At 73.6% G+C, this 25,519-nt stretch carries 29 protein-coding genes, 2 tRNA genes and 1 other RNA gene; 23 read left to right on the forward strand and 9 right to left on the reverse strand.

Annotation, left to right across the window (positions count from 1 at the left end; all coding sequences use genetic code 11):
• Positions 1-58: 58 nt before the first annotated feature.
• Both ATL51_RS21580 and ATL51_RS21585 read left to right on the forward strand, forming a co-directional pair.
• Positions 59-135, forward strand: a tRNA-Met gene (locus ATL51_RS21580).
• Positions 136-284: 149 nt separating this feature from the next.
• A tRNA-Met gene (locus ATL51_RS21585) sits at positions 285-361 on the forward strand.
• 43 nt (positions 362-404) lie between these two features.
• Here the strand turns inward: ATL51_RS21585 and ATL51_RS21590 are convergent.
• A complete protein-coding gene (locus ATL51_RS21590) occupies positions 405-983 on the reverse strand; it encodes a dihydrofolate reductase family protein (RefSeq protein ID WP_100879754.1) in 579 nt (192 codons plus the stop codon).
• Between the two features lie 87 nt (positions 984-1,070).
• Here ATL51_RS21590 and ATL51_RS21595 point away from each other — a divergent pair, with 87 nt between their 5' ends.
• Positions 1,071-1,673 carry a TetR/AcrR family transcriptional regulator gene (locus ATL51_RS21595; protein ID WP_100879755.1) on the forward strand — a complete coding sequence of 201 codons (603 nt, stop codon included), beginning with the start codon at positions 1,071-1,073 and terminating at the stop codon, positions 1,671-1,673.
• Here the strand turns inward: ATL51_RS21595 and ATL51_RS21600 are convergent.
• Positions 1,640-2,242 carry a class I SAM-dependent methyltransferase gene (locus ATL51_RS21600; RefSeq protein WP_073578356.1) on the reverse strand — a complete coding sequence of 201 codons (603 nt, stop codon included), beginning with the start codon at positions 2,240-2,242 and terminating at the stop codon, positions 1,640-1,642. The two genes, ATL51_RS21595 and ATL51_RS21600, sit on opposite strands and share 34 nt — an antisense overlap.
• Positions 2,243-2,275: 33 nt before the next feature.
• Between ATL51_RS21600 and ATL51_RS21605 the strand changes: the two genes are divergently transcribed.
• Positions 2,276-2,500 (forward strand): RNA-binding S4 domain-containing protein, encoded by a 225-nt coding sequence (locus ATL51_RS21605; protein WP_100879756.1) that lies wholly within the window; start codon positions 2,276-2,278, stop codon positions 2,498-2,500.
• 3 nt (positions 2,501-2,503) lie between these two features.
• Here ATL51_RS21605 and ATL51_RS21610 read toward each other — a convergent pair whose 3' ends face one another.
• Positions 2,504-4,558 carry an acyltransferase family protein gene (locus tag ATL51_RS21610; RefSeq protein ID WP_100879757.1) on the reverse strand — a complete coding sequence of 685 codons (2,055 nt, stop codon included), beginning with the start codon at positions 4,556-4,558 and terminating at the stop codon, positions 2,504-2,506.
• A 123-nt stretch (positions 4,559-4,681) separates the two neighbouring features.
• Positions 4,682-5,518 carry a transglycosylase SLT domain-containing protein gene (locus tag ATL51_RS29550; protein WP_100879758.1) on the reverse strand — a complete coding sequence of 279 codons (837 nt, stop codon included), beginning with the start codon at positions 5,516-5,518 and terminating at the stop codon, positions 4,682-4,684.
• 439 nt (positions 5,519-5,957) lie between these two features.
• Between ATL51_RS29550 and soxR the strand changes: the two genes are divergently transcribed.
• Positions 5,958-6,428 carry a redox-sensitive transcriptional activator SoxR gene (gene soxR, locus ATL51_RS21620; protein ID WP_073578358.1) on the forward strand — a complete coding sequence of 157 codons (471 nt, stop codon included), beginning with the start codon at positions 5,958-5,960 and terminating at the stop codon, positions 6,426-6,428.
• Positions 6,429-6,480: 52 nt separating this feature from the next.
• A complete protein-coding gene (locus ATL51_RS21625; protein ID WP_100879759.1) occupies positions 6,481-7,239 on the forward strand; it encodes a tyrosine-protein phosphatase in 759 nt (252 codons plus the stop codon).
• Between the two features lie 6 nt (positions 7,240-7,245).
• On the opposite strand, the gene ATL51_RS21630 is transcribed toward ATL51_RS21625, so the two are convergent.
• Both ATL51_RS21630 and ATL51_RS21635 read right to left on the reverse strand, forming a co-directional pair.
• Positions 7,246-7,638, reverse strand: coding sequence for a hypothetical protein (locus tag ATL51_RS21630; RefSeq protein WP_073578360.1), 393 nt, complete (start codon positions 7,636-7,638; stop codon positions 7,246-7,248).
• 7 nt (positions 7,639-7,645) lie between these two features.
• Positions 7,646-7,888 carry a ribbon-helix-helix domain-containing protein gene (locus ATL51_RS21635; RefSeq protein WP_062400609.1) on the reverse strand — a complete coding sequence of 81 codons (243 nt, stop codon included), beginning with the start codon at positions 7,886-7,888 and terminating at the stop codon, positions 7,646-7,648.
• A 126-nt stretch (positions 7,889-8,014) separates the two neighbouring features.
• On the opposite strand from ATL51_RS21635, the gene ATL51_RS21640 reads away from it, so the two are divergent.
• The 5 genes from ATL51_RS21640 (at position 8,015) to ATL51_RS21660 (ending at position 12,735) form a co-directional block, all read left to right on the forward strand.
• The gene (locus tag ATL51_RS21640; protein WP_100879760.1) at positions 8,015-9,187 is read left to right on the forward strand and encodes an acyl-CoA dehydrogenase family protein; all 1,173 of its coding nucleotides are present in this window, start codon (positions 8,015-8,017) and stop codon (positions 9,185-9,187) included.
• Positions 9,188-9,200: 13 nt separating this feature from the next.
• A complete protein-coding gene (locus ATL51_RS21645; RefSeq protein ID WP_073578361.1) occupies positions 9,201-10,229 on the forward strand; it encodes an acyl-CoA dehydrogenase family protein in 1,029 nt (342 codons plus the stop codon).
• A 101-nt stretch (positions 10,230-10,330) separates the two neighbouring features.
• Positions 10,331-10,840 (forward strand): helix-turn-helix transcriptional regulator, encoded by a 510-nt coding sequence (locus tag ATL51_RS21650; RefSeq protein WP_100879761.1) that lies wholly within the window; start codon positions 10,331-10,333, stop codon positions 10,838-10,840.
• Between the two features lie 33 nt (positions 10,841-10,873).
• The gene (prfB, locus tag ATL51_RS21655) at positions 10,874-11,980 is read left to right on the forward strand and encodes a peptide chain release factor 2 (protein ID WP_073578362.1); all 1,107 of its coding nucleotides are present in this window, start codon (positions 10,874-10,876) and stop codon (positions 11,978-11,980) included.
• Positions 11,977-12,735, forward strand: a complete 759-nt coding sequence (locus tag ATL51_RS21660; RefSeq protein WP_100879762.1) for a hypothetical protein — start codon at positions 11,977-11,979, stop codon at positions 12,733-12,735. Before prfB ends, ATL51_RS21660 begins: the two co-directional genes overlap by 4 nt.
• 235 nt (positions 12,736-12,970) lie before the next feature.
• Here ATL51_RS21660 and ATL51_RS21665 read toward each other — a convergent pair whose 3' ends face one another.
• On the reverse strand, positions 12,971-14,191 hold the full coding sequence (locus tag ATL51_RS21665; protein ID WP_100879763.1) for a multidrug effflux MFS transporter: 1,221 nt from the start codon (positions 14,189-14,191) through the stop codon (positions 12,971-12,973).
• Between the two features lie 68 nt (positions 14,192-14,259).
• Here ATL51_RS21665 and ATL51_RS21670 point away from each other — a divergent pair, with 68 nt between their 5' ends.
• From ATL51_RS21670 to ATL51_RS21710, 9 genes are all read left to right on the forward strand, one after another.
• The gene (locus ATL51_RS21670; RefSeq protein WP_157818479.1) at positions 14,260-14,739 is read left to right on the forward strand and encodes a MarR family winged helix-turn-helix transcriptional regulator; all 480 of its coding nucleotides are present in this window, start codon (positions 14,260-14,262) and stop codon (positions 14,737-14,739) included.
• A 52-nt stretch (positions 14,740-14,791) separates the two neighbouring features.
• Positions 14,792-15,481: a cell division ATP-binding protein FtsE gene (gene ftsE / locus ATL51_RS21675; RefSeq protein WP_073578394.1), complete on the forward strand. Its 690-nt coding sequence runs from the start codon at positions 14,792-14,794 to the stop codon at positions 15,479-15,481.
• Complete coding sequence (gene ftsX / locus ATL51_RS21680; RefSeq protein WP_100879765.1) at positions 15,482-16,384, forward strand: permease-like cell division protein FtsX; 903 nt, start codon at positions 15,482-15,484, stop codon at positions 16,382-16,384.
• Positions 16,385-16,552: 168 nt separating this feature from the next.
• On the forward strand, positions 16,553-17,041 hold the full coding sequence (gene smpB, locus ATL51_RS21685; RefSeq protein ID WP_073578366.1) for an SsrA-binding protein SmpB: 489 nt from the start codon (positions 16,553-16,555) through the stop codon (positions 17,039-17,041).
• 25 nt (positions 17,042-17,066) lie between these two features.
• Positions 17,067-18,026, forward strand: coding sequence for an amidohydrolase family protein (locus tag ATL51_RS21690; RefSeq protein WP_100879766.1), 960 nt, complete (start codon positions 17,067-17,069; stop codon positions 18,024-18,026).
• 2 nt (positions 18,027-18,028) lie between these two features.
• On the forward strand, positions 18,029-19,279 hold the full coding sequence (locus ATL51_RS21695; RefSeq protein WP_073578368.1) for a saccharopine dehydrogenase family protein: 1,251 nt from the start codon (positions 18,029-18,031) through the stop codon (positions 19,277-19,279).
• Between the two features lie 113 nt (positions 19,280-19,392).
• Positions 19,393-19,774, forward strand: a transfer-messenger RNA (tmRNA) gene (ssrA, locus tag ATL51_RS21700).
• Positions 19,775-19,887: 113 nt separating this feature from the next.
• Positions 19,888-21,111, forward strand: a complete 1,224-nt coding sequence (locus ATL51_RS21705) for a cytochrome P450 (RefSeq protein WP_073578395.1) — start codon at positions 19,888-19,890, stop codon at positions 21,109-21,111.
• The gene (locus ATL51_RS21710; RefSeq protein WP_392567380.1) at positions 21,111-21,308 is read left to right on the forward strand and encodes a ferredoxin; all 198 of its coding nucleotides are present in this window, start codon (positions 21,111-21,113) and stop codon (positions 21,306-21,308) included. The genes ATL51_RS21705 and ATL51_RS21710 overlap by 1 nt, the downstream gene beginning before the upstream one ends.
• A gap of 3 nt (positions 21,309-21,311) precedes the next feature.
• Here the strand turns inward: ATL51_RS21710 and ATL51_RS21715 are convergent, their stop codons facing one another.
• Entirely contained in the window at positions 21,312-22,040 is a 729-nt protein-coding gene (locus tag ATL51_RS21715; protein ID WP_073578369.1) for a VIT1/CCC1 transporter family protein, read from the reverse strand.
• A 65-nt stretch (positions 22,041-22,105) separates the two neighbouring features.
• On the opposite strand from ATL51_RS21715, the gene ATL51_RS21720 reads away from it, so the two are divergent.
• Genes ATL51_RS21720 through ATL51_RS21730 form a run of 3 tightly spaced genes read left to right on the forward strand, consistent with a single transcriptional unit; the run spans position 22,106 to position 24,880 of the window.
• Positions 22,106-23,596, forward strand: a complete 1,491-nt coding sequence (locus ATL51_RS21720) for a cryptochrome/photolyase family protein (RefSeq protein WP_100879767.1) — start codon at positions 22,106-22,108, stop codon at positions 23,594-23,596.
• A 28-nt stretch (positions 23,597-23,624) separates the two neighbouring features.
• Positions 23,625-24,143, forward strand: coding sequence for a MauE/DoxX family redox-associated membrane protein (locus tag ATL51_RS21725; protein ID WP_100879768.1), 519 nt, complete (start codon positions 23,625-23,627; stop codon positions 24,141-24,143).
• Complete coding sequence (locus ATL51_RS21730; protein WP_100879769.1) at positions 24,143-24,880, forward strand: DsbA family protein; 738 nt, start codon at positions 24,143-24,145, stop codon at positions 24,878-24,880. Before ATL51_RS21725 ends, ATL51_RS21730 begins: the two co-directional genes overlap by 1 nt.
• Here the strand turns inward: ATL51_RS21730 and yczE are convergent.
• Positions 24,831-25,496, reverse strand: a complete 666-nt coding sequence (yczE, locus tag ATL51_RS21735; protein ID WP_301549120.1) for a membrane protein YczE — start codon at positions 25,494-25,496, stop codon at positions 24,831-24,833. The genes ATL51_RS21730 and yczE overlap by 50 nt on opposite strands.
• Between the last annotated feature and the right edge of the window lie 23 nt (positions 25,497-25,519).

The following is a 25,519-nucleotide window of genomic DNA, read 5'->3' on the forward strand; positions in this document are numbered from 1 at the left end:
GGCCCGGCGTGTAGGGTTGCTCTTACAACACAGACGGAACGCACGTGGTTCCGTTCGGCGCGGGGTGGAGCAGCTCGGTAGCTCGCTGGGCTCATAACCCAGAGGTCGCAGGTTCGAATCCTGCCCCCGCTACCACCTACGAAGGCCCCCAGGATCTCCTGGGGGCCTTCGTTCTTCGTGGGGTCCGGCCCCGTCGCCGGGAGCGACCCCCCTCGGAGGTCCGGTGAACGGCCGGTGTACGGTGGTGACACAACACAGACGGGATCGCACGCGGTCCCGGACGGCGCGGGGTGGAGCAGCTCGGTAGCTCGCTGGGCTCATAACCCAGAGGTCGCAGGTTCGAATCCTGCCCCCGCTACCACTCACGAAGGCCCCCGGGGAGCACCCCGGGGGCCTTCGTCCTGTCAGGGGACCCGCGCGTACTCGGCGACGATCACTCCGGAGCGGTACGGCGTCGACCGCACCAGGTCCCACGACTGCGGCCGGTACCCGCCGCCGTCGTCGAACAGGGGCTTGCCCGCCCCGAGCACGACCGGGTTCACCTTGAGCACCAGCCGGTCGATCTCGCCCGCCAGCGCGGCCGCGAGCCGCCCGCCCCCGCAGAGCCAGATGCCGGCGCCGGTGCGTTGCTTCAGCTCCCGGACGAGCTCCACCGGGTCGTGCCCGGTCAGGGTGATCCCGGCGGGCACCGCGTCGGCGGGACGGCTGCGCGACAGGACGTACTGCTCCAGGTGCGGGTACGGGTCGGCGGTGACCGCCAGGCCCGCGGCGTAGGTGTTCCAGCCCATCAGCACGGTGTCGAACCGGCTGTTGTCCGCGGTCAGCCCGAGCACCTCCAGCCCGACGGCCGGGACCGTGTCGGTCCACTCCCGCAGGATCATGTCGATGTGGTCGCCGGTCTGCGGGAAGGCGTCGAAGGTGTCGTCGGGGGCCGCGATGCGGCCGTCGAGCGAGACCGCGACGTAGTAGACGAGCTCGCGCATGCGCAGACCTCCGGGTCGAGACAACCACGACGGGTGTCGTGGTCGTCGAAAGTACAACAGGCGTCGTGGTTCGTCTAGGGTGCCCGCATGGCACGCAACGACGACCGCAGGCAGCGGCTGGCCGACGCGGGGCTGGCCGTCCTGGCCCGCGAGGGCGCCCGGGGGCTGACCCACCGCGCGCTGGACCGGGAGGCCGGCGTCCCGACCGGCACGGCGTCGAACTACTTCCGGACCCGTGCCGAGCTCGTCCGTGCGCTGGCCGACCGGATCGGGCAGCGGCTGGCGCCGGACCCGGACACCGTCGCCGGGCTGCGTACGGGGGAGGCGGGGCCCGCGATGTTCGCCGACCACGTCCGCGACATCGTGCGCCGGCTCGGTGCGGAGCGGGAGGTGACGCTGGCGCTGTTCGAGCTCCGCCTGGAGGCCGCCCGGCGCCCGGAGGTCGCCGAGGTCATGGGGGAGTGGCTGCGCACCGGGTTCGCCGCCGACGTCGCCTACAACCGGGCCGCGGGACTGCCCGGCGGGCCCGCGGAGATCGCGCTGTTCCACTACGCGGTCGACGGCCTGCTCCTGGACCGGCTGACCCTGTCCATCGACCCGGACACCCCGACCGACACCGTCGTCGACGCACTCGTCGACGGGCTGCTCCCGCCCGCTCAGGGCGCCGGTGCGACCTCCAGCACCCGGTAGCCGCGCTCGGAGGCCAGGCGGGTCGTCGGGAAGCCCTGCTCGTCGCTCAGCCACCGTTGCAGCGAGTCCGAACCCAGGTTCTTGGCCACCACCAGGTATGCCCGCCCGTCCGGGAGGAGCCGCGGGAGCCAGCGCAGCAGCAGCTCGTGCAGCGCGGTCTTGCCGGAGCGGATCGGCGGGTTGGAGTAGATCCCGGCGAAGGTGACGTCGTCGGGGACCTCCTCGGGACGGCAGGCGGTCACGTTGCCCAGCCCGGCCGCGTCGGCGTTCTCCCGGGTGAGGCCCAGCGCGCGCTCGTTGAGGTCCACCGCCCACACCGGAAGCCGGCGGCGCCGGCTGGCCAGGGTGAGCGCGATCGGGCCGTAGCCGCAGCCGACGTCGAGCAGCGGGCCGCGGACCGGCGGCATGGGTGCGGTGTCGAGCAGCACCCTCGTCCCGCGGTCGAGGCGGCTGTGCGAGAAGACCCCGGTGTCGGTCACCAGCGACAGGTCCACGTCGGACGTGTGCAGGCGGACCGACCCGCGGTGGCTCGCGACGGACGGCGTGGCGCTGAAGTAGTGGTCACCCACGCCGGGTGATGCTACGGCGGGGACACTGGGGACATGAGGACGCCACAGCCCCCGCAGGACGTGCCCATCCGTGAGGAGCCGATCCGGATCGGTCAGTTCCTGAAGCTCGCCGGGCTCGCCGAGGACGGCGTGCACGCCCGCGAGATCCTCGAGGCGGGCGAGGTCACGGTCAACGGGGCACCGGAGCACCGCCGGGGCGCCCAGCTCCGTCGCGGCGACGTCGTCTCGGTGGCCGGGCGGAGCGTCCGCCCGGTCTGAGGCTCACCAGCCGAGGTGGTCGAACGCCGTCGCGAGCGTCGGGGCGAGGGTCTCGGCGTAGGTCGCGGTCAGGTGGTTGTCGTCCATGTAGACGAGCACGTTGCCCACCTCGCTGCGGCAGACCGCCGGGTCGCAGATGCCGTCGGCCACGTCGGCGAACACCACGTTCGGCGGGACGCCCGGGACCGCCGACCACGGCGGGTACGGCTGGTACAGCGTGTGCCGGTCGATCTCGCAGGCCGGTGCGCCCCGGCCCTGCGTGGCGACGCAGTCGACCACGTTGAAGTCGAAGCGCGGGTTGTCGCGGACGGCGACGACCGGGATCCCGGCCGCGTCGAGCCGCTGCCAGGCCTGGACGAACCCCTCGGGGGTCTGCTCGTGCAGCCCGGGCCGCACGTCGCGGCTGGCCAGTGACAGGACCGCGTCGGGGTGCATCGCGACCAGCTGGTCGTGCACCGCGGCGTTCCAGTCGGTGCAGCCCTGGTCGTCGGCGACGGTCTCCGAGCGCACCGACATCGGGCAGGCCCCGCGGAACATGCCCACCATCGACCAGTTGCGCTGCTCGGCGATCACCGCGAGCGAGGCGGCGTACTGCTGGGCGTGCGAGTCGCCGACCACGGCGACCGTCCGCTCCGAGGTCTCCGGGTCCGGCGCGGGCACGGTGCAGACCTCGAGCTCCGCGCCGTGCTCGGAGGGCCCGCAGTCCCAGTGGGTGCCGCGGTAGCTCCAGTCGTCGGGCGCCTGCACCAGCGACGGGGTCAGCTCGGCGTCGGCCGGGTCGAGCGAGGCGAGGTCGAACTGCGGGGACAGCGCCACCGCGCCCGGGTGCGACGGCGAGCCCGCCAGTACCGGCGTCGACGCCCGCGCGGCGGCCAGCCCGTACCAGGAGCCCGCCGCGACGAGCACGGTCAGCGCGAGCACCCCGCCGGTCCGCAGCGCGTGGCGCACGTCGAGCTCGGCGATCCGCTGCTCGACGAACCGGTGGGTCAGCCAGGCCAGCACGAACGACACCGCGATCACGGCGGCGCCCTGCTCGAGGTCCAGCCGGTCCTGCCCGGTGCGCACCAGCGTGAGCGTCAGGATCGGCCAGTGCCACAGATACAGCGGGAACGAGATGTCGCCGATCGTGCGCAGCACCCGTCCCGACAGCAGGCGGTCGACGCCGAACCGGTGCCCGGACCGCCCGGCGACCAGCACCATCGCCGCGGCCAGCGTCGGCCAGAGCGCCGCCCAGCCGGGGAACGCGCGGTCGACCTGGAGCAGGATCCCGCAGGAGACCAGCGCGGCCACGCCGCCCCAGCCGAGCACCGCGCGGGTGCCGGGGGTCAGCTCCGGCCGGTCCTCGATCCGGGAGATCCACAGCGCGAGCAGCCCGCCGAGCGCGAACTCCCAGATCCGCGTCGCGGAGTGGAAGTAGGCGAGCGGCTGGTTCACCAGCGTCAGGTACACCGAGTACGCGAACGAGGCCGCGCCGACGGCGAGCAGCGTGCCGGTGAGCCGCCGGTGCAGGTCGGCCCCGTCGCGCCGGGTCGCGATCGCGACACCGGCCACGACCAGCGGCGCGAGCAGGTAGAACTGACCCTGGATGGACAGCGACCAGAAGTGCTGGACGATGCTGGCCGCGTTGTCGCGGGCCGCGTAGTCGACCGAGTTGTGTGCCAGTTCCCAGTTCTGCAGGAACAGCAGCGACGCGACCGTCTCCCGGACGGTCGGCATCCAGCGGTTCTCCGGCAGCAGCGAGAACCCGGCCACCACGCCCGCGACGAGGACGACCGTGACCGCCGGTAGCAGCCGGGAGAACTGGCGGCGCCACGTGGCGAGTACGTCGACCCCGCCCCGCGCCGCCGCCCGGTGGAGACCACCGGTGATGAGGAAGCCGGTGATCAGGAAGAACACGTCGACGCCGCCGGAGACCCGGCCGACCCAGACGTGGTAGACGACCACCAGCACCACCGCCAGGGCGCGCAGACCCTGCAGCTCCGGACGGAACCGGGAGCGCGCGACGCCCCCGGCCGTCGTCGTGGTGCGGCTGGCGGGGGCTCCACCGGGGGACGACACGAGTGGCAGCTCCTCGTTGCGGGCACGATCGGGTAAAGGGAAGTTTACGATTCGACCCCTACAACGACGACGGCGGCCACCGGGTTCCCCCGGTGACCGCCGCTCGTGGGGTCAGGGTCTCGCTCAGTATCCGATGTATCCGCCGTGGCTGCCGACCCGGCCGCCCGCGTCGAGGGTGTCGATGCCGTAGCGGTCGATCATGTAGCGGACGCCCGCGGTGATGTTCGCGATCGGGTCGGTGATCGACCGGTCCGCGAAGTCCGGGTGCACGTAGGCCGCGAACGTCGAGGGGATGACCTGCATGAGGCCCTCGGACGGGTTGCCGGCCGCGGCGTTGGAGTCCCAGTTGTTGATGGCGTGCGGGTTCCCGTTGGACTCCTTGAGGATGATCCGCTTGAGCCCGCTCGCGTAGGCCTGGGACAGTCCCATGTGGTCCAGGGCCTCGGCGATCCAGCCGTCCAGCCCGCCCTGGGCGACGATCGCGTCGATCCGTGCCTTCTCGGCCTGGCGTGCCTTCTCGGCAGCGGCGGCCTTGGCGTGCTCGGCGGCGATCTTCGTCGCGATCTCGTGCGCCTTGCCCATGGACGCGAGGTCGGCGTCCTGGGCGGGGGCGGCGGCCTGCAGCGCGCCCGACGCGGCGGACGGCTGGGCGAAGGAGACCGGGCTGAAGAAGCCGGAGGTCGATCCGTCCGTGGCCTTCGTGGCCGAGGGGATGTTCGCGGAGTACGCGGCCAGCGTCGTGGCGGCGGTGGTGCCGCCCTCCTCGGCGTCGGCCTGCGTCGAGGTCCCGTCCAGAGTGGTCGGGACGATCGCGGCGAAAGCGCCGGAGGCGAGCACGCCGAACGCGGCGCCGGTGGCGGCCGTGCGGGTGCCCGCACGACGCGCGGCGTGCGCGGGGCCGCCGTGCCGCGAGGAACGGAGGGACGGTGCAGCGGCCGTCGCTGCGGGTGTGGTCGCCACGGGTCGGGGGAACCCGTGGTGGCCACCGGGGGAGCGGTGTCCGGGCAAGGAAACGCCTTTCAGATCACGGACGGCGCCGCGCACGAACGGCCGGGTCGGGGGTCCCGGGTGAGCCGGTCGGGGAGTCCGGCTCCAGCCCGCTCGTGATCGGGCCGTGATGACTGGGGATGACCGTAGAGGGCCCCGCCGCGGGGGTCCAGCCCCGGGGTCGTCGGTCGCCGCGCGACAGACACCGTTCACCGGTTCCGTGATCTTGATGGCGTGCGGGGCGCAACCCGGTGGACGGTGTGCCTCGGCCGACGGACGGCGGTCCCCGCAGGTGGCGGGCTCGCGACGAACGGCGCAATACTGGAGTCGGCTCGAGGTTCGTACGGGCCGTCCCGATGCGCGGACCGGCGTGTGGGGGCGGCCGCGGCGGGGTAATAGGACGGGGACGGGCATGGACGCGGGCGACCTGCTGACCATCGGGGAGATCGTCGAGCGCAGCGGGTTCCCGCACTCGGCGTTGCGCTACTACGAGCGCGAGGGGCTGATCTCCGCGACCCGGACCTCGGGCAACCAGCGCCGCTACCGGCGCAGCGTGCTGCGCAGGCTCGCCTTCGTCCGGGCGGCCCGGTCCATCGGGGTCGGGCTGGAGGAGGTCCGCTCCGCCCTCGACGCGCTGCCCGCGGACCGGACGCCGACCCGGTCGGACTGGGCCCGGCTGTCGCGGTCCTGGCGCGGCAGGCTCGACGAGCAGATCGACGCGCTGACCGCCCTGCGCGACGGACTCGACGGCTGCATCGGCTGCGGCTGCCTGTCGATGACGACCTGCCGGCTGGTCAACCCCGACGACGCCGCCGCCGCGTACGGCGACGGTGCCCGGGTGCTGCCCGCCGCGCTGCGCCGCCCGCCGGTGCACGGCCGGTGAACCCTGCCCTGCGACCGCTGCCGTGGCGCCCCGGGCTGCCTAACCTGGGGTCGTGACCGATCTCGTACCGGACCGCTGGTTGACCGTCGACGGCCTCGCCAACGCCCGTGACGTCGGCGGCCTCCCGCTCGACGGCGGGGGCCGCGTCCGCACCGGCGTCCTGCTGCGCACCGAGTCCTTGGAGGGGCTGGGGCCGGCCGCCGTCGCGTACCTCACCGACGAGCTGGGCGTCGCGCAGGTGCTGGACCTGCGCACCGACCACGAACGCACGACCTACGGCCTCGGTGCGCTCGCCGCAGCCGGGGTGCCGGTGCACCGGCTCAGCTTCATCCCCGAGACCGGGATCGCGCTGCCCGAGGTCGACCTCGGCGACGCCCACCCGATGCTCGCCCACTACCTCGCCTACCTGGAGGGCCGCGGTGAGTACGTCGTCGACGGGGTCCGCCGGATCGCGGCACTGGACTCCGGGACGACCGTCGTGCACTGCGCCGCGGGCAAGGACCGGACCGGGGTGCTCGTCGCGCTGGTGTGCGCCGCGGTCGGGGTACCGCGGGAGGAGATCACCGCCGACTACGCGCTGTCCGCGACCCGGATCGACGCCCTGTTCCGGAAGTGGACGACCGCCTCGGGCGAGCCGATGCCCGGTGTCGACGAGCTGGATCGGCACCGCCCGCGGGCCGAGGTCATGGCCGAGTTCCTGCGGCTGCTCGACGAGCGCCACGGCGGTCCGGTCGGCTGGCTGCGCGAGAACGGCCTCACCGACGACGAGCTGGCGCGTCTCCGGACCCGGCTGCGCGACGGGAGCGCCTGAGCACGCTCAGGGCAGCTCCTCGATCGGCACCATCGGGTCGAGCTTGCGCAGCGCCCCCGGGTCCCCGGTGACCGCGGGCCAGCCCCGCCGCCGGGCGGCGGTGACGACCTGGCCGGTCACGATGTCGTCGAGCCCCTGGGAGGCCAGCAGCAGTCCGGCCTCCTGGGCGCTCTCCGGGGACAGCTCGTGGATCACGGTGTTCGGCAGACCCAGCAGGACCTGCAGTGCGGCGTGGTGCTCGGCATCGACCATCGACCAGGCGCGACCGAGGGCGGCGCTGGGCACCGCGAGCACGATGTTCTCCTCCACCGCGGCCCAGACCAGGGCACGCATGTAGACGGGGCGACCGGTCGCGAAGGCCGCCAGAGCCGAGGAGTCGAGTACGCGTCCGCCGATCATCGCGGGCTCAGCCGACGGCCACGGGCGGGACCGGGCGCAGCGAACGGCGCGCGGCATCCAGCTCGTCGGCCGGCGGGGGACCGCCGTAGAGGTCGGCCAGGGTGGCCAGGGAACGGTCCCGGTCCTGTCGTGCCTGCACGGCCTCCGCCACGTAGGCGGACAGGCTCGACGCCGATCCGCGGGACACCGCGTCCCTCGCCTCGGCCACCAGCTCCGCCGGCAGCGTGACCGTCACCCGCTCGCTGCGCATACCGAAAGGCTACTCCCTGCATACCGCCCGGGCCACGGACACGCCGCAGGAGGCAGGTTACCGGCGGGTATGGAAGGCTCCGGGGCGGGACAGTGCCGACCTCACACGAAGAACGGGTGCTCATCCATGGACCTCACCTTCACTCCGGCCGAGGAGGAGTTCCGCGCGGAACTGCGCTCCTGGCTCGGCGCCCACATCCCGCAGGAGTGGACCCACCCCGGGTTCTGGGAGTCCCTCGAGGACTCCGAGAGCTTCCGGCTGCGGCGCGACTGGGAGCGGGACAAGGCCGACGCCGGGTTCGCCGGCATCCAGTGGCCCGTCGAGTACGGCGGCCGCGGTGGCACGCCCGGCATGAAGGCGATCTACGACGAGGAGACCGTCCGCGCCCAGGCGCCGCGCACGGTCAACCCGCTCGGGCTGACCTTCCTCGCGCCGACGGTCATGGCGATCGGCACCGACGCGCAGAAGAAGGAGATCATCGGCCCGCTGCTGCGCAACGAGGTCGTGTGGTGCCAGGGCTTCTCCGAGCCGGGCGCCGGGTCCGACCTGGCCGCGCTGTCCACCAAGGGCGTGCGCGACGGCGACGACTTCGTCGTCAACGGCCAGAAGGTGTGGACCACCAACGCGGTGCACGGCGACAAGATCTTCACCATGGTCCGCACCGAGGCCGGGTCGGAGAAGCACCGCGGCATCTCGATGCTGCTCATCGACATGGACCAGCCCGGCGTCACCGCGCGGCCGCTGCGCCAGATGAGCGGGGCCAGCGAGTTCGGCGAGGTCTTCTTCGACGACGCCCGTGTCCCCGCCGCGGACTGCCTCGGCGAGATCGGCGACGGCTGGCGCACCGCGATGCTGCTGCTGTCCTTCGAGCGCGGTGCGTCGGGGATCTCGCAGTACACCGAGTTCCGTCGTCAGTACGACGAGATCGCGGCGGTCGCCCGGAGGCTGGGCCGCGCGGACGACCCGGTGATCCGGGACGACCTCGCCCGCGTCCTGACCGAGCTGGAGTGCCTGCGTCTGCACTCGATGCACGTGCTCACCCAGGTGGAACAGGGCCGTGACCTCGGGTTCGAGGCGTCGATGACCAAGCTGCAGTGGTCCGAGGCGTTCCAGGACCTGTGGGAGGTCTACGACCGGATCCTCGGCGAGGACGCCACGCTCGACGCGCTGCCCGACGGCACCGACCTGCGCCCGCTGCACGCCCAGGCCATGTGGTCGCGCTCGGTCACCATCTGGGGCGGCTCGTCGCAGGTGCAGCGCAACGTCACCGCCGAGCGCGTGCTCGGCCTGCCGCGGTAAGGGGAGCGGACACATGTTCTTCGCACTCACCTCCGACCAGCAGGAGTTCGGCGCCGCGGTGCGCGACTACCTGGCCGAGCGCTTCGACCTCGCCGCCGTGCGGACGGTCGTCGAGAACCCGTCCGACGACGGCAACCCGGCGTCGTTGTGGCGCGCCGCGGGCGAGCAGGGGTGGACCGCGGTCACCGTCGACGAGGAGCACGACGGCCTCGGTCTCGGCCTGGTCGAGGCCCAGGTGATCGCCCGGGCGCTCGGGGCGGGTGTCGCCCCCGGCCCGTGGCGCGGCACCGTGCTGGCCGCCGACGCGATCCGGCTCGCCGGCTCCGACGAGCAGAAGGCGGCCTGGCTGCCGAAGCTCGCCGCGGGCGAGGCGGTCGGTGCGTTCACCACCCGGGGCAGCGCCGCGACCGGTCTGCCGGTGGTGGAGTACGGCGCGCTCGCCGACGTCGTCGTCGCCCCGGCCGAGGACGGCCTGCCCGGGCTGGCGCTGATCACCGGCGCCACGGCGTCGCCGGTCGGCAGCTACGACGGCACCACCCGGCTCGCGTCGCTGGACGGCGGGACCGCCGAGGCGCTGCCCGGCACCACCGTCGAGCTGCAGAAGCAGCTGACCGACCGGGCGACCGTGCTGGTCGCCGCGGACCTGGTCGGCATCGCCCGCGAGGCGTTGACCCGCACCGTCGCCTACGACCGCGAGCGCACCCAGTTCGGTGTGCCCGTCGGGTCCTTCCAGGCGCTCAAGCACGCGCTGGCCGACCTGCACGTCGGGGTCACGATGGCCGAGCACGCGGCACTCTACGCCGCGCACGCGGTGGACACCGGGCTCGACGGTGCCGAGCTCGCCGTCGCCGTCGCCAAGGCCAAGAGCAGCGACGTGGCGCTCCAGGCGACCGCGGCGATGATCCAGTTCCACGGCGGCATCGGTTACACCTGGGAGCACGAGGCGCACTTCTTCTACAAGCGCGCCAAGCGGCTCGCCGGCCAGTACGGCGACGTCGCCGTCTCCCGCGAGCGGATCGCCTCCCTGACCATCGGGGCCTGACCCCTCCGTGGGCCGCGTGAGGCCACAGTGCACCCCGTCTGCTCAGGGCGGATGTGCGCTGTGGACTCGCGCGCCCGGCGCGGACGTGGGACCGTCGGACGATGGCACCCGTCACACCGGTCAACGCCACCGCCGCCGCCCTCCTCGGTTTGCTCCACGGCGGGCCGATGACCGGTGGGCAGCTGGTGGCGGTGGCCGGTGAGCGGTTCGGGCTGTTCTTCTCGGTCACCCGCAGCCAGGTCTACCGCGAGCTGCCCGCGCTGACCGAGGAGGCGTTGCTGCGCCTGGGCAAGCAGGGCCCGCGGGCCAGCCAGCAGTACGTGATCACCGCCGCCGGCAAGCGGTCGTTCAAGCACTGGCTCGCCACCGGCGGCGACGCCGACGCCGTCCGCAGCCCGCTGGTGCTGCGGCTGCTGCACGCGGGGACGCTGACGGTCAAGCAGCGCACCGAGCTCGTCGCGGCCGCCCGCGAGGCCTACGCCGAGCGGCTCGCGGTGGCCCGCGCCGCCGCCCGTGCGACCGACGATCCCTACGGCCGTCCGGTCGCGGACTTCGCCGTCGCCCACACCCGGGCGATGATCAAGCTGATCGACGCGATCCCCCAGGACTGAACCGGGTCCCACCCCCGCGTACCCTCGAGCGTTGTGAACTCCGACGTCCAGGCCGACCTGAAGGACCTCGACACCACGCTGTCCAGCATCGAGGCCGTCGCCGACGTGCCCCGGCTGCGCCAGGAGATCGAGGAACTGTCCGAGCAGGCGGGCCGGCCGGACCTCTGGGACGACGTCGACGCCGCCCAGCAGATCACCAGCCGGCTGGCCTACGCCCAGGGTGACCTGCGCCGCCTCGACGACCTGCGCCGCCGCCTCGACGACGTGCCGGTGCTCTACGAGCTCGCCGAGGACGAGGGCGACGAGTCCGCCGTCGCGGACGCCGACGCCGAGCGCGCGAAGCTCCGCAGCGAGATCTCCTCGCTGGAGGTCCGCACCCTGCTCTCGGGCGAGTACGACGAGCGCGAGGCCCTGGTGACCATCCGGTCCGAGGCCGGGGGCATCGACGCCGCCGACTTCGCCGAGATGCTGCTGCGCATGTACCTGCGCTGGGCCGAGCGCCACGGCTACGGCACCGACGTCTACGAGACGTCCTACGCCGAGGAGGCCGGCATCAAGTCGGCCACCTTCGCCGTCCACGCGCCGTACGCGTTCGGGACGCTGTCGGTCGAGGCCGGCACCCACCGCCTGGTGCGGATCTCGCCGTTCGACAACCAGGGCCGCCGCCAGACGTCGTTCGCCGGTGTCGAGGTGGCCCCGGTCGTCGAGACCTCCGACCACATCGAGATCGACGAGAAGGACCTGCGGGTCGACGTGTTCCGCGCGTCCGGGCCCGGCGGCCAGGGCGTCAACACGACCGACTCGGCGGTCCGGCTGACCCACATCCCGTCCGGGATCGTCGTCGCCTGCCAGAACGAGCGCTCCCAGCTGCAGAACAAGGCGTCGGCGATGGCCGTGCTGCAGGCGAAGCTGCTGGAGCGGCGCCGGCAGGAGGAGCGCGAGCTGCGCGACTCGTTCAAGGAGGCCGGGTCCTCCTGGGGCAACCAGATGCGCAACTACGTGCTGCACCCGTACCAGCTGGTGAAGGACCTGCGCACCGAGCACGAGGAGGGCAACCCCTCGCAGGTGCTCGACGGCCAGATCGACGAGTTCATCGAGGCCGGCATCCGCTGGCGCAAGCAGACCGAATCGGCCTCGTGAGCCGGGGTCGCCGGGCGTCCGCCGTCTGCGGCGCCCTCCTCGTCCTCGCCCTGGCCGGATGCACGACGGGGTCCCCGGAGCCGGCCGTCGACGGGGCTCCGGCCGCGTCCGCCGCGCCGTCGGCGCAGGACACCGTGGCCGCCGCGGGCACCGCGCTCGCCGGCGCCGGGTCGGCGCGGGTCGACGTCGAGCTGGACTCGGTCACCGGCCCGGTGCGCGCCTCCGGCCCCGCCCGCTTCACCCCGTTCGCCGCGGACCTCACCGTCGCCCTCGGCACCCGTGGTGCCCGGGTCAGGGTGCTCGACGACCGTGCCTGGGTCCGGTTCGGCGGCAGCGACCGCTGGCAGCCGCTGTCCACGGGGCTCCTCCCGGTCGGTGCCGTCGGCGGGATGCTGCACGCCGCGCCCGGGCTGCGCGACGTCGTCGCCGCGCCGGGGGCAGCCGACGTCGACGGCGTCGCCGCGACGACCTACACCGGGTCGGTGGACCTCGCCGCCGCACGGGCCGGCGCCCCGGACCCCGCGGTCGGGACCCGGCTCGACGAGCTCGCCGGGCTGGTCTCGCCGACCCCGCGGTTCACCGCCTGGCTCGGTGCTCCCGACGCCGCCCCCGCCGACCGCGGACGGCTGCTCCGGCTGCGCCTGGAGCCGCAGGCCCCGGCCGCCGGGACGCAGAACGCCGGCGCCGCGGTCCCGGGTGCGGTGACCGTCTCCTTCAGCGACCCCGGGCTGCCGGTGGAGATCACCGCCCCCTGACGACGGCCCCCGCACTTCCGCGCTCGCGCCTCGCACCGACCCGGCCGCGGTGCGTCGAGATGCAGCTCAGCGGGCCGCGGAGATCGACAACTCCCGCTGAGGTGCATCTCGGCGTCGCGGGGCGGTCGGGCTCGCGCCCGTCGGGATGCAGTCGAGGGTCGTGCGCGGGGCGACGGACGGCTCTGATCGGCATCTCGGCGTCGCGAGCCGGGGCGGGCGGGACGGCGGTGCCGGCTCAGCGCGGCGCGGTCGCGCCGCGGGTCAGGGCGGTGAGCGACACGGCGGAGAGCGTGGCCGCGGTCAGCATGGTCACGGCCATCGCCGTCGCGCTCGACCCGACCAGCGGCGAGACCAGGGCGCCGAGGCCGAACTGGGTGGCCCCCAGCAGGGCCGAGCCCGTCCCGGCGCGGTCGCGGACCTCGCCGGTCGCCAGCGCCGCGCTGTTGCCCATCACGAACCCGAGCGTGGCCAGGGTCGCGAACAGCAGCACGAGGACGGGCCAGCGGGCGGCGCCGAGCAGCACCACGACGAGCAGTGCCGCGCACAGCACGACCAGCCCCCCGACGGCGACGACGAGCTGGCGGCGCGGGGCGACCCGCGCGGCGAGCCGGCTGCTGACGATGTTGCCCAGCACCAGCCCGGCCGCGTTCGTCCCGAAGGCCAGGGCGTACTGCGTCGTGGAGAGGCCGAGTGTCTGCTGCAGCACGAACGGCGATCCGGAGATGTAGGCGAACATCATCGAGAACGACGTGGCGAACGCGAGCACGTAGCCGACGTAACGACGGCGGCGCAGGAGCGCGCCGACGTCGGCGAAGGTCCGTCGCACACCGCCGGAGGTACGGGCCGGGGCCGGCAGCGTCTCGTGCACCGCGAGCAGCGACGACACCAGCATGAGCAGCGCCAGCCCGGCGAGCACGACGAAGATGCCCCGCCAGCCGACGACCCCGCCGAGCGAGCTGCCGATCACCGGCGCGACCACCGGCGCGATCCCGTTGATCGCCATCATCAGCGAGAACAGCTGCGCGGTCCGCGCGCCGGCGGTGCGGTCGGAGATCATCGCGCGGCTCAGTACCAGGCCGGCCGCCCCGCCGAAGCCCTGCAGGAACCGGGCGACGACGAGCACCGCGACCGACGGCGCGACCGCGCTCGCCAGGCAGGCGACGAACAGCAGGACCGTGCCCGCGAGGACCAGGCGTCGCCGCCCCCAGCTGTCCGAGAGCGGGCCGATCACCAGCTGCCCGACCGCCAGCCCCACCAGGAACGCGGTCAGGGTCAGCTGCGCCGCCGACGCCGACGCCCCCAGTTCGGTCGCCACGGTCGGCAGCACGGGCAGGTACATGTCGGTGGCCAGCGGCGCCACCGCCGTCAGCAGCGCGAGAACGCCGATCCACACGCCGTCCGGCACGGTGCGGCCGCGCGCGGTCCTCGGTGCGGCCTGCTCGGTACCCACGGTCATGTCGGTCCTCTCTCCCACGGGCGATCAGTTATGAAAATATATATGAATGGTCGAGTAGTATCGCGTCTGTGACGGAGATCAAGGAGCGCGAGGACTGGGCGGCGCTGGTGGCCGCCGTCCACGACCTGTCGCGGGTGCTGCGGGCGTCGGGCGAACGCGCGGTCGGCCTGGACGCGATCACCGGATCCGAGCACGAGGTGCTCCGGTGGGTCTCGGCGCGGCCCGGGCATCCGGTGTCGGCGGTGGCCCGCGGTCTCGGGCTGCAGCCCAGCAACGTCAGTGCCACCGTCCGGTCGCTGGTCGAGCGCGACCTCGTCGAGCGCCGTGCCGACCCGGCCGACGGCCGTCGTGCGCTGCTGTACCCCACGGCCCGGGCGGTCCGGCACCGCGAGCTCCTCGACGCCGCCTGGACGCGGCAGATCCGGCGCGCGCTCGGCGACCTGGACGGTGCCGACGCGGTCGCGCTGCGTGCGGCGGTCCCCGTCCTGGACCGGCTCGCCGGTGCGCTCGACCCGTCGCGGGACCCGGTCGCCGCCGGACCGGCCTGACGGGCGTGTCGTCACGGCCCGTGTACTCCGGGCGGCGGTACCGTCCCGCTCCGTGATCGAGCTGCGGGACGTCTCCAAGCGCTACCCGGCGTCCGGGCGCCCGGCGCTGGACCGGGTCTCCGCGACGGTCGGTGCGGGCGAGTTCGTGTTCCTGATCGGGCCGTCCGGGTCGGGCAAGTCGACGCTGCTGCGGCTGCTGCTGCGCGAGGACGTCCCCACCTCGGGATCCATCCTCATCGACGGCCTCGACGTCGCCGGGCTGCCCCGGCGCAAGGTGCCGAAGCTGCGCCAGCGGATCGGCTGCGTCTTCCAGGACTTCCGGCTGCTGCCCAAGCGCACCGTCGCCGGCAACGTCGCGTTCGCGCTGGAGGTCCTGGGCCGCACGCCCTCGGAGATCCGGATCGCGGTGCCCGAGCTGCTGGAGATGGTGGGGCTGCAGGGCAAGGCGGAGCGGCTGCCGCACGAGCTGTCCGGCGGCGAGCAGCAGCGCGTCGCGATCGCCAGGGCGTCGGTGAACCGCCCACCGCTGCTGCTCGCCGACGAGCCGACCGGCAACCTCGACCCCGAGACCGGACGGGAGATCATGCAGGTCCTGGAGCGCATCAACCGCGCGGGCACCACGGTGCTGATGGCCACCCACGACTCGTCCATCGTGGATGCGATGCGCCGCCGGGTGATCGAGCTGGCCGACGGTGGCGTGCTGCGCGACGAGGCCCGCGCGGTGTACGGGGCGGGCCGGTAGATGCGCCCCGCCCTGCTCACCCGCGAGGTCTCCTCCGGCCTGCGCCGCAACGTCACGATGACCGTCGCGATGGTGCTGACCACCGCGGTCACCCTCATGTCGGTCGGTGCGGGCCTGCTCGTGCTGCGCACCATCGACGACATCTCCGCGCTCTACACGAACCGGCTCGAGATCCAGGTGGCGCTCACCCCGGACGTCTCGGAGACCGACCCGGACTGCAGCGGGCCGACGTGCGCGTCGGTGCGGAGCGCGCTGGAGGCCGCCCCGGGCGTCGGCTCGGTCTCGTTCGAGTCCCAGGAACAGGCCTGGACCCGCTTCCGCGAGCTGTTCGCCGGGCAGTCGGTCGCCGACGTCGCCCGGCCGCAGTCGCTGCCCGCCACGCTGCGGGTCACCCTGACCGACCAGCAGGCGGGTGCCGCGGCCGCCCGGGCCGCCGTCGAGGGCCGGCCGGGGGTGCGCGGGGTGATCGACCAGCGCGACGTCGTCGGGACCCTGTTCGACTTCCTCAACGGCGTGCGCAACGTGGCGTTCGCGCTCGCCGTCGTGCAGGCGCTCGCGGCGGTCCTGCTGATCTCCAACACGGTGCAGGTCTCGGCGTTCATGAGGCGCACCGAGGTCGGCGTGATGCGCCTGGTCGGGGCGACGCGCTGGACCACCCAGCTGCCGTTCCTGGTCGAGGCCGCCATCGCCGGGGCCGTCGGCGGGGCGCTCGCCGGGATCGGCCTGGTCGCCGCCAAGTACGCGGTCGTCGACGACCTGTTCGCCGCGATGGGTCAGGCCGGCGTGATCCCGCCGGTCCGGATCACCGACGTGCTGGTGGTCTCGGCGCTGCTCGTGCCCACCGGGGCCCTCGTCGCCGGGATCACCGGCTACGTGACCCTGCGCGCCTACGTGAAGGTCTGAGCGCTCACCCCGCGCCGTCGTCGTCACGTCCGCTTCTGGGATCATCGGTCTGATACGCGAGCATTGCTCTTGCGCTGAATCTGCACGAGGTGGCGCCGACGTGCACGGGCACTGCTCCGGGGCCGCCGTGGTCGGATACCGGTGGCGGTACGCGGGTAGGCTTGTCGTGTGAAGGAACAGGGCCGGAAGGTGATCGCGCAGAACCGTCGGGCCCGGCACGACTACGCGATCCTGGAGGAGTTCGAGGCCGGGGTCGCGCTCAAGGGGACCGAGGTGAAGAGCCTGCGTCTGGGGCGGGCGTCGCTGGTCGACGCCTTCGCCACCATCGACGACGGCGAGATCTTCCTGCGCAACCTGCACATCCCGGAGTACGTGCGCGGCAGCTGGACCAACCACGAGCCGCGCCGCACCCGCAAGCTGCTGCTGCACCGCGGGGAGATCGACCGACTGATGGGCAAGACCCGCGAGGGCGGGCTCACCCTGGTGCCGCTGTCGCTGTACTTCAACGACGGCAAGGTCAAGTGCGAGCTCGCGCTCGCCAAGGGCAAGAAGGACTACGACAAGCGCCGCGACCTGGCCAAGAAGGACGCGCAGAAGGAGATCGCGCGCGCCGTCGGCCGTGCGGCCAAGGGGCGGGCCCGGGACCTGCGCGGCTGAGCCACGGCCCGCCTAGGGTGGGGCCGTGGATCTCCCCCTGCCACCGGTCGACGACGCCGACGTGCCCCGCTGGACCGCCGAGCTGGACCTGCCCGGCCTGGTCGACGTGCACGTGCACTTCCTGCCCCAGCGGATGCTCGACAAGGTCTGGGCCTACTTCGACGACGCCGAGACCCACTACGGCACCCCGTGGCCGGTGCAGTACCGGCTACCCGAGGAGGAGCGCTACGCGATCCTCGAACGCCTCGGAGTGCTCGCGTTCGCGCCCCTGACCTACCCGCACAAGCCGGGCATGGGGGAGTGGCTCACCGGCTGGGCCGGCGGGTTCGCCGACGCCCACCCGCGCGCGGTGCGCACCGCGACGCTCTACCCGGAACCGTCCGTGGTGGACTACCTCGGCCGTGCCGTCTCCGACGGGGTGCGGATGGTCAAGGTGCACGTCCAGGTCGGCGGGTTCGACCCGCGCGCCCCCCTGCTGCGCGACGCCTGGGGCCTGCTGGCCGACGCGGGCGTGCCCGCCGTCGTCCACTGCGGCGACGGCCCGATCCCCGGCGAGCACACGGGGCTCGGGATCTTCGCCGAGGTGCTGGCGGCGCACCCCGATCTGCGGATCGTGCTGGCGCACGCGGGCATGCCGGACTTCCGGGGCGCGCTGGAGCTGCTGGACCGGTTCCCGAACCTGGTGCTCGACACGACGATGGTCGGCACCGCGTTCTCCCAGCGGATCGCGCCGCTGCCGCCGGACTGGTCGGCACGCCTGGCCGAGCACCCGGGGCGGATCGTGCTCGGCACCGACTTCCCCAACATCCCCTACGCCTACGCCGAGCAGCTCGCCGCGATCGCCGGCTGGGCCGCCGCCGAGCCCCGCCTCGGCGCGGCGTTCCTGCGCTCGGTCCTGTACGACGCCCCGGCCGCGCTGCTGGGCGTCGACCCCGTCCGACACGCCGCCCCCGGCCCCGCGGCCGAGACCCCGAGGAGCTCCTAGACATGGTCAGCCCGCAGAACGACGGGAACGGCGCGGCCGCCCCGGTCGACATCGCCCTCTACGGCGCGACCGGCTTCGTCGGCGGCCTCATCGCCCGTCACCTCGCCGAGCACGCCCCGCCCGGGGTGCGCATCGCGCTGGCCGGCCGCTCCGAGGCGAAGCTCGCCGCGACCCGGGCGGCGCTGCCCGCGTCGGCGCGGGACTGGCCGCTGATCGTCGCCGACGCCGCCGACCCGGCCGCGACCGACCGGCTCGCCGCGGGCGCACGCGTCGTGCTGAGCACGGTCGGCCCGTACGCGAAGTACGGCCTGGGGCTGGTCGGGTCGTGCGCGAGGGCCGGCACCCACTACGCCGACCTCACCGGCGAGGTGCTGTTCGTCCGCGAGGCGATCGACCGCTTCCACGACACCGCCCGCGCGAGCGGCGCGCGGATCGTGCACTCCTGCGGCTACGACTCCGTCCCCTCCGACCTGGGGGTGTTCCTCGCGCACCGGGCCGCACAGGCCGACGGCGCGGGTGGGCTCACCGAGGTCCGCACGGTCGCGACGATGCGCGGCGGTGTCTCCGGCGGCACGGTGGACTCGTTGCGCGGGCAGCTCGACACCGTCCGCACCGACCGCGACGCCCGGCGCCTGGCCGCCCGCCCGCACTCGCTGAGCCCCGACCCGTCGGCCGAGCCGACGCCGTCGCAGCCGGGTGACGCGGGACCGCCCGCCCGGCTCCCGGACGGCACCTGGACCGCGCCGTTCGTGATGGCGTCCTACAACACCCGGATCGTGCGCCGTTCCAACGCGCTGCTCGACCACGCCTACGGCCGCGGACTGCGCTACGGCGAGCTCCAGGGCTGTGGTCGCGGGGTGTCCGGGGCGGTCACCGCGGGTGTGGTCACCGGCGGGCTCGGCGCGCTGGTCGGTGCGTTCATGGTGCCGCCGATCCGCCCGCTGCTCGACCGGGTGCTGCCCGCGCCCGGGACCGGGCCGTCGGAGCGGACCCGCGAGCGCGGCTGGTTCCGGATGGACGTGCGTGCCGAGACCGAGTCCGGGCGTCGCTACCGGGTGCGGGTCTCCGGCCCCGGCGACCCCGGCTACGGGGCCACCGCGGTCATGTTCGGCGAGGCGGGCCTCGCACTGGCCCTGGGCGGGTCCGCGCTGCCCGACCGTGCGGGCTGCCTCACCCCGGCCACCGCGCTGGGTGACGTGCTGGTCGACCGGCTGCGGGCCGCGGGGCACACCTACGACGTCGCGGCGGGATGAGACGCCACCGGGAACCGGGATGATCGGGCGGGCGCGGGGCGTTATGCTGTGCGTCCGCCCGGGTACGTCCGAGCGGAGTGCAGGTGGACTGCGGGTCCTCCGGGACCCGACCAGGGGGTGAACGGTTTCGACTCCGATCGTTGATCGAGGTGAAGCGTGCCGAGGAAGGCGACGATGATCTCGTTAACCATGCGTCGCAAAAAAATAAGTGCCGACAACAGTCGCACTGCCCAGAGCGCTTACGCGCTCGCTGCCTGATTTTCAGGTAGGGGCTGTCGGGCCGGAGGCGTCCCCGCTCCGGTTCCCGACATCATTCAGGGGACTCACCCTGCGGTCCGGCCGCGGAACCGCAGGGGACATCCAACAGCGGCTGGGATCGTCACACCGGCTTGTTCGCGTGACCGGTGGATCCGAGTAGAGACAGAGCGGACTGCGCACGGAGAAGCCCTCGTGAACCGACGGAGGACCCGGGTTCGATTCCCGGCACCTCCACCGCCCAGCGGCCCCGTCCCGATCCCGGGACGGGGTCGTTCCTGTTTCTGCTCTCTGCACAGGTCGTTGCGCAATGAAACTGTGCATTGCTAACATCCTCGGCGGGAGTGATGCCGATGACCGCCGTGACCGACCTCGTGCCCAGCTACCCGATGACGCGCGGGTGCCCCTTCGACCCGCCCGCCGAGCTCGCCCGCATCCGGGACGACGAGTGCCCCGCCGAGCCGGGGGTCGCCCGGGTCAGGATCTGGGACGGCAGTACGCCGTGGCTCGTCACCCGCTACGACGACGTCCGCGCCGCGCTCGCCGACGAGCGGCTGTCCGCCGATGCCGACCGCGACGGCTACCCGGCCGCGTCGCGGTCGCGCCGCGTGCGCTCCCGGGGGCGCCGGCGCAGCTTCATCATGATGGACGGCCCCGAGCACGCCCGGCACCGGCGGATGCTCATCGGTGAGTTCACCGTGCGCCGTATCGAGCGCCTCCGGCCGCTGGTCGAGCAGACCGTCACCGCGCTGCTGGACGCCATGGAAGCGGGGGAGAACCCGACCGACCTGGTGCAGGCGTTCGCGCTGCCGCTGCCGTCGCTGGTGATCTGCCACCTGCTCGGGGTCCCCTACGCCGACCACGCGTTCTTCGAGGCGCAGAGCCGGATCATGGTCGACCTGACCTCGGGCGCGGAGGCGTCGGCCGCGGCGTCGGACGCGCTGCAGGACTACCTCGCCGGCCTCGTCCGGGAGCGGCTGGACGAGCCGCGCGACGACGTGCTCGGCGGGATGGCCGCCCGGGTCGCGGCCGGGGACCTCACCGTCGACGAGGCGAGCGCTTCGGCGCTGCTGCTGCTCGTCGCCGGGCACGAGACGACGGCGAACATGATCGCGCTCGGCACGCTGACCCTGCTGCACCATCCCGACCAGCTCGCCGTCGTCCGCGACGGCGACGCCGCGCAGGTCCGCGCCGCGGTCGAGGAGCTGCTGCGGGTCCTGACCGTGACCCACGTCGGCCGCCGCCGGGTCGCGACCGAGGACCTGGAGATCGGCGGGGTCACGATCCGCGCGGGGGAGGGCGTCGTGCTCGCCGCCGAGGCCGCCAACCGCGACCCCCGCCAGTGGCCGCACCCCGACGAGGTCGACGTGACCCGCGGGACGAACCGGCACGTCGCGTTCGGGTTCGGGGTGCACCAGTGCCTGGGGCAGCCACTGGCCCGCCTCGAGCTGCAGATCGCCTACCCGGCGCTGCTGCGGCGCTTCCCGGGACTGCGGGTCACCGTGCCGGACTCGGAGATCCCGTTCCGCGACGACATGGCCGTCTACGGCGTGCACGCGCTGCCGGTGGCATTCTGATGACCATGCGCGTGATCGTGGACAAGGAACTGTGCATCGGGGCCGGCCAGTGTGTCGTGACCGCGCCCGACGTCTTCGACCAGGACGACGACGGGATCGTCGAGCTGCTGACCGACTCGCCCGCCGAGGGCGACCGGGACGCGGTGAAGGAGGCCGAGCACGTGTGCCCGGCCCGGGTGATCAGTGTGGAGGACTGACCCTCAGGCGGCGCTGACGCCGATCAGCATGCCGACCAGGTACGTGGCGCCGGCGGCGATGGCGCCGAACGCCAGCTGGCGCAGCGCCGCCGACCACCACGACCGGGAGGTGAACCGCGAGGTCAGCGCCCCCGCGGCGAGCAGGCCGACGCCGCCGACGGCGAGGCCGAGCGCGAGCGAGCCGTAGCCGAGCAGGAACGTGATCAGCGGGATCAGCCCGCCGACCGCGAACGCGGCGAACGACGACACCGCCGCCACCCACGGCGACGGCTTGTCGTCCAGGCTCACGCCCAGCTCCTGGCTGATGTGCATCCGCAGCGCCAGCTCGGGGTCGCGGTGCACCTCCCGGGACACGGCGTCGGCGGTCTGCTCGGACAGGCCCATCTCCCGGAACCGGGCGGCCAGCTCGTGCTGCTCGGCGCGGGGGTGCTGGGCCAGCTCACGGCGCTCGACGGCCGCCTCGGCGTCGAGCGCGTCGTTCTGGGTGCCGACCGAGGCGAACTCGCCGAGCGCCATCGAGAACGCCCCCGCGACGACACCCGCGAGCCCGCTGAGCACGATGACGTCACGGCCCGCCCCGCCGCCCCCGACGCCCGCGATCAGTGCGATCGTGGTGACCAGGCCGTCCATCGCACCGAAGGTGGCCGCGCGCAGCCAGCCGCCGGAGACGTCACGGTGGGAGTGGTCGTGGCTGTGGTCGGCGAGCTCCGCCTCCAGCTCCGGATCGTTCACGTCTGCAACGATAGGTCGGCCGCGCTCGCCGCGCGGCGGTGTGCGACCACCCCGACACTGGGTCGATGTCGTCCGATGACACGGCTCCGCTCTGGCTGTTCGCCGACCAGCTCGGCCCCCACGTGTGGGACACCGAGGAGTTCGCCGACCGCGAGATCGTGATCGTCGAGTCCACCCGGGCGCTGGGCCGGCGGCGCCACCACCGCCAGAAGCTGCACCTGGTGCTGTCCGGGATGCGTCACCTCGCCGAGCAGCTCGGCGACCGGGCCACCTACCTGCGCACCGACACCTACCGCGAGGCGCTGGAGCAGGTCGGCCGCCCGGTGGTGGTGCACCAGCCCACGTCGTTCCCGGCCTCGGACATGGTGCGCCGTTTCGTGAAGGAGGGTCTGGTCACCGAGGTCCGGCCCACCCCGACCTTCGCGCTGGGCAAGGACGAGTTCGACGACTGGGCCGGCGACCGCGAGACCTTCCGGATGGAGGAGTTCTACCGCGCCCAGCGCGAGCGGTTCTCCGTGCTCATGGACGGCGAGAAGCCCGTCGGCGGGAAGTGGAACTACGACCACGACAACCGCGAGTCCCCGCCGAAGGGCGCCGAGCGCCTGGAGGTGGAGGCGCCCTGGAAGCCCCGCGAGGACGGGATCGACGAGCAGGTCCGCGCCGACCTCGACGCGGCCGGGTACCCCACGGTCGGCAAGGACGGGCCGCGCCGCTTCGCCGTCACCCACGAGGAGGCCACCCGGGCGCTGCGGCACTTCGTCCGGCACCGCCTCGACACCTTCGGCCCGTACGAGGACGCGGTGCTGGAGCAGGACTGGGCCATGGCGCACTCGCTGCTGTCGGTGCCGATGAACCTGGGCGCGCTGCACCCGCTGGAGGCGGTGCACGCCGCCGAGCAGGCCTACCACGACGGAGACGCCCGGCTGTCCAGCGTCGAGGGGTTCGTCCGGCAGATCCTCGGCTGGCGGGAGTACGTCTGGCAGCTGTACTGGCGCTTCGGGCGTGGCTACACGCGTCGCAACCACCTGCGGGCCCGCACCCCGCTGCCGGACTGGTGGACCGACCTGGACGCCGACGCCGTCACCGCGAACTGCCTGTCGCACGCCCTGGGCGGGGTCCGCGACCGCGGCTGGACCCACCACATCCCGCGCCTGATGATCCTCGGCAACCACGCCATGCAGCGTGGCTACCGGCCGGCGGAGCTCAACGACTGGTTCGCGACGGCGTTCGTCGACGGGTTCGCCTGGGTGATGCCCGCCAACGTGATCGGGATGAGCCAGCACGCCGACGGCGGCCGGATGGCCACCAAGCCCTACGCCTCCGGCGGCGCCTACATCGACCGGATGACCGACCTGTGCTCGGGCTGCGCGTTCGACCCGAAGGTGCGGGTGGGGGAGAAGGCCTGCCCCTTCACCGCGGGCTACTGGCAGTTCGTGCACCGCCACGAGGAGATGCTGGCGGGCAACAACCGCACCGCCCGCGCCGTCGCCACGATGAAGCGGCTGACCGATCTCGACGCGCTGCTGGAGCAGGAGTCCGCCCGCGAGGAGTTCTGAACCGGCGGGCTCGCTAGGCTCCCCGGTCGTGACCGCAGGCCGCCCGCTCGACGTGCTGGGCACCGTGCTGCGGCTGGGGCTGGCCGCGGTCTGGCTGGTGTCGGGGGCGGTGAAGCTGTCCGAGCCGTTCACCACGGCCGTCGCCGTCGCCGCCTACCGGGTGCTGCCGGACGCGCTCGTCGTGCCGGTCGCGACCCTGCTGCCGCCGCTGGAGATCGCACTCGGCCTGCTGCTGCTCGCGGGCCTCGCCACCCGGCTCGCCGCGGTGGTGGGCACCGTGCTGCTGCTCGCGTTCGTCGCGGGGCTGGTGCAGGCGTGGGCGCGCGGGCTGGCGATCGACTGCGGCTGCTTCGGCGGTGGCGGGCCGGTCGACCCCGACGACACCGGCTACGGCCTGGCCCTGCTGCGCGACCTCGCCTTCCTCACGGCCGCGGTGTACCTGGTGGTGCGCCCGCGGACGCTGTTCTCCCTCGACGGGCGCGAGGACCGGGCCGCGGCACACGACCACGACCGGCGGGCGCCGGCGGACGCGACGGAGGAGCACTGATGGGACAGAGTGAGCGCGAGCGCCGGCAGGCTGCGCAGGCCCGGCTGCAGGCGGCGGGGATCAGCTCCGCACGCACCTCGAGCGGGCTCGGTCGCAACCTCGGGATCGGCGCGCTCGTGCTGGTCATCGCCCTGGCCACGGGCGTCTACGTGCTGTACCAGAACTACCAGAAGGCGACCGTCGCGACCTACCCGGTGACCCGCGACGGCGTCGTCGTGAAGGCCGGGAACCAGGCGGCCCCGGTGACCGTCGACCTCTACGAGGACTACCTCTGCCCCGCCTGCAGACAGCTGGAGAGCGGTGTCGGGAACCAGCTCACCACCGCCGTGAACGAGGGCAAGGCGAAGATCAACTACCACCACGTCGTGATCCTCGACGAGCGCTCGACCCCGCCCGGTTACTCGACCCGCGCCGGCAACGCCGCGCTGTGCGCCGCCGACGCCGGGATCTTCCCCGCCTACCACTCCCGCCTGTACGCCGACCAGCCCGCCGAGGGCAGTGCCGGCAAGACGGTGCAGGAGCTGACCGCGCTCGGCACCGAGCTGGGGGCCACGGGGGACTTCGCGGGCTGCGTCACCCGCCAGGCGAACACCCAGGCGATCGCCGACGCGACCGAGGCGGCCGTCGCCGACCCGGCGGTGGCGCCCGGCGGCCGCTTCGGGACCCCGACGGTGATGGTGAACGGGGTCAAGATGGATCTGAGCAAGGGGGACTGGCTGTCGAAGGTGACGGGCTGACCGCACCCACGGTGAAGCGCGGCAGGAACCACTGCACCAGCGGCCCGACGGCGAGTGCGTAGACCACCGTCACCGGGCCGAAGACACCGCCGAGCGCCCACCCGACGAGCACGACCGTCACCTCGATCGCGGTCCGCACCAGCCGCACCGACAGGCCGGTGCGGGCCGCGAGCCCGGTCATCAGCCCGTCCCGCGGGCCCGGCCCCAGCCCGACCCCGATGTAGGCCGCCGTCGCCGCCGCGTTCAGCACGATCCCGGCGACGGCGTACGCCATCCGCAGCCACAGCGCCTCCGGGGCGGGCAGCACCGCGAGCGCGGTGTCCACCGTGGCCCCGATGACGACGACGTTCGCCACCGTCCCCAGCCCCGGTCGTTCCCGCAGCGGGATCCACAGCAGCAGCACCCCGACCGCGACGACCACGGTCACCGCGCCCACCGACAGGGCCGTACGACCGGCGACGCCCTGGTGGAACACGTCCCACGGCATCGAGCCGAGGGCCGCGCGCATCATCAGCGCCATCGAGACCGCGTAGGCGACCAGGCCGGCCACGAGCTGGGTGAGCCGCCGGGTGCGCCGCGGCATCCGCAGCGACCAGCGGGAGCTGTCGATCGTCACGAGATGGCATGCTGCCTCGATCG

It is taken from the genome of Pseudonocardia alni, from assembly GCF_002813375.1.
Taxonomy (GTDB): Bacteria; Actinomycetota; Actinomycetes; order Mycobacteriales; family Pseudonocardiaceae; genus Pseudonocardia; species Pseudonocardia alni.

Coding starts and splice junctions, on each gene's coding strand:
- ATL51_RS21695 (WP_073578368.1), top strand. CDS start 18,029: ATGGTCAGCCCGCAGAACGACGGGAACGGCGCGGCCGCCCCGGTCGAC.
- ATL51_RS21705 (WP_073578395.1), top strand. CDS start 19,888: ATGACCGCCGTGACCGACCTCGTGCCCAGCTACCCGATGACGCGCGGG.
- ATL51_RS21630 (WP_073578360.1), bottom strand. CDS start 7,638: ATGATCGGCGGACGCGTACTCGACTCCTCGGCTCTGGCGGCCTTCGCG.
- soxR (WP_073578358.1), top strand. CDS start 5,958: ATGGACGCGGGCGACCTGCTGACCATCGGGGAGATCGTCGAGCGCAGC.
- ATL51_RS21710 (WP_392567380.1), top strand. CDS start 21,111: ATGACCATGCGCGTGATCGTGGACAAGGAACTGTGCATCGGGGCCGGC.
- ATL51_RS21595 (WP_100879755.1), top strand. CDS start 1,071: ATGGCACGCAACGACGACCGCAGGCAGCGGCTGGCCGACGCGGGGCTG.
- ATL51_RS21640 (WP_100879760.1), top strand. CDS start 8,015: ATGGACCTCACCTTCACTCCGGCCGAGGAGGAGTTCCGCGCGGAACTG.
- ftsX (WP_100879765.1), top strand. CDS start 15,482: ATGCGCCCCGCCCTGCTCACCCGCGAGGTCTCCTCCGGCCTGCGCCGC.
- ATL51_RS21645 (WP_073578361.1), top strand. CDS start 9,201: ATGTTCTTCGCACTCACCTCCGACCAGCAGGAGTTCGGCGCCGCGGTG.
- ATL51_RS21665 (WP_100879763.1), bottom strand. CDS start 14,191: ATGACCGTGGGTACCGAGCAGGCCGCACCGAGGACCGCGCGCGGCCGC.
- ATL51_RS21635 (WP_062400609.1), bottom strand. CDS start 7,888: ATGCGCAGCGAGCGGGTGACGGTCACGCTGCCGGCGGAGCTGGTGGCC.
- ATL51_RS21605 (WP_100879756.1), top strand. CDS start 2,276: ATGAGGACGCCACAGCCCCCGCAGGACGTGCCCATCCGTGAGGAGCCG.
- ATL51_RS21720 (WP_100879767.1), top strand. CDS start 22,106: ATGTCGTCCGATGACACGGCTCCGCTCTGGCTGTTCGCCGACCAGCTC.
- ATL51_RS21650 (WP_100879761.1), top strand. CDS start 10,331: ATGGCACCCGTCACACCGGTCAACGCCACCGCCGCCGCCCTCCTCGGT.
- ATL51_RS21590 (WP_100879754.1), bottom strand. CDS start 983: ATGCGCGAGCTCGTCTACTACGTCGCGGTCTCGCTCGACGGCCGCATC.
- ATL51_RS21730 (WP_100879769.1), top strand. CDS start 24,143: ATGGGACAGAGTGAGCGCGAGCGCCGGCAGGCTGCGCAGGCCCGGCTG.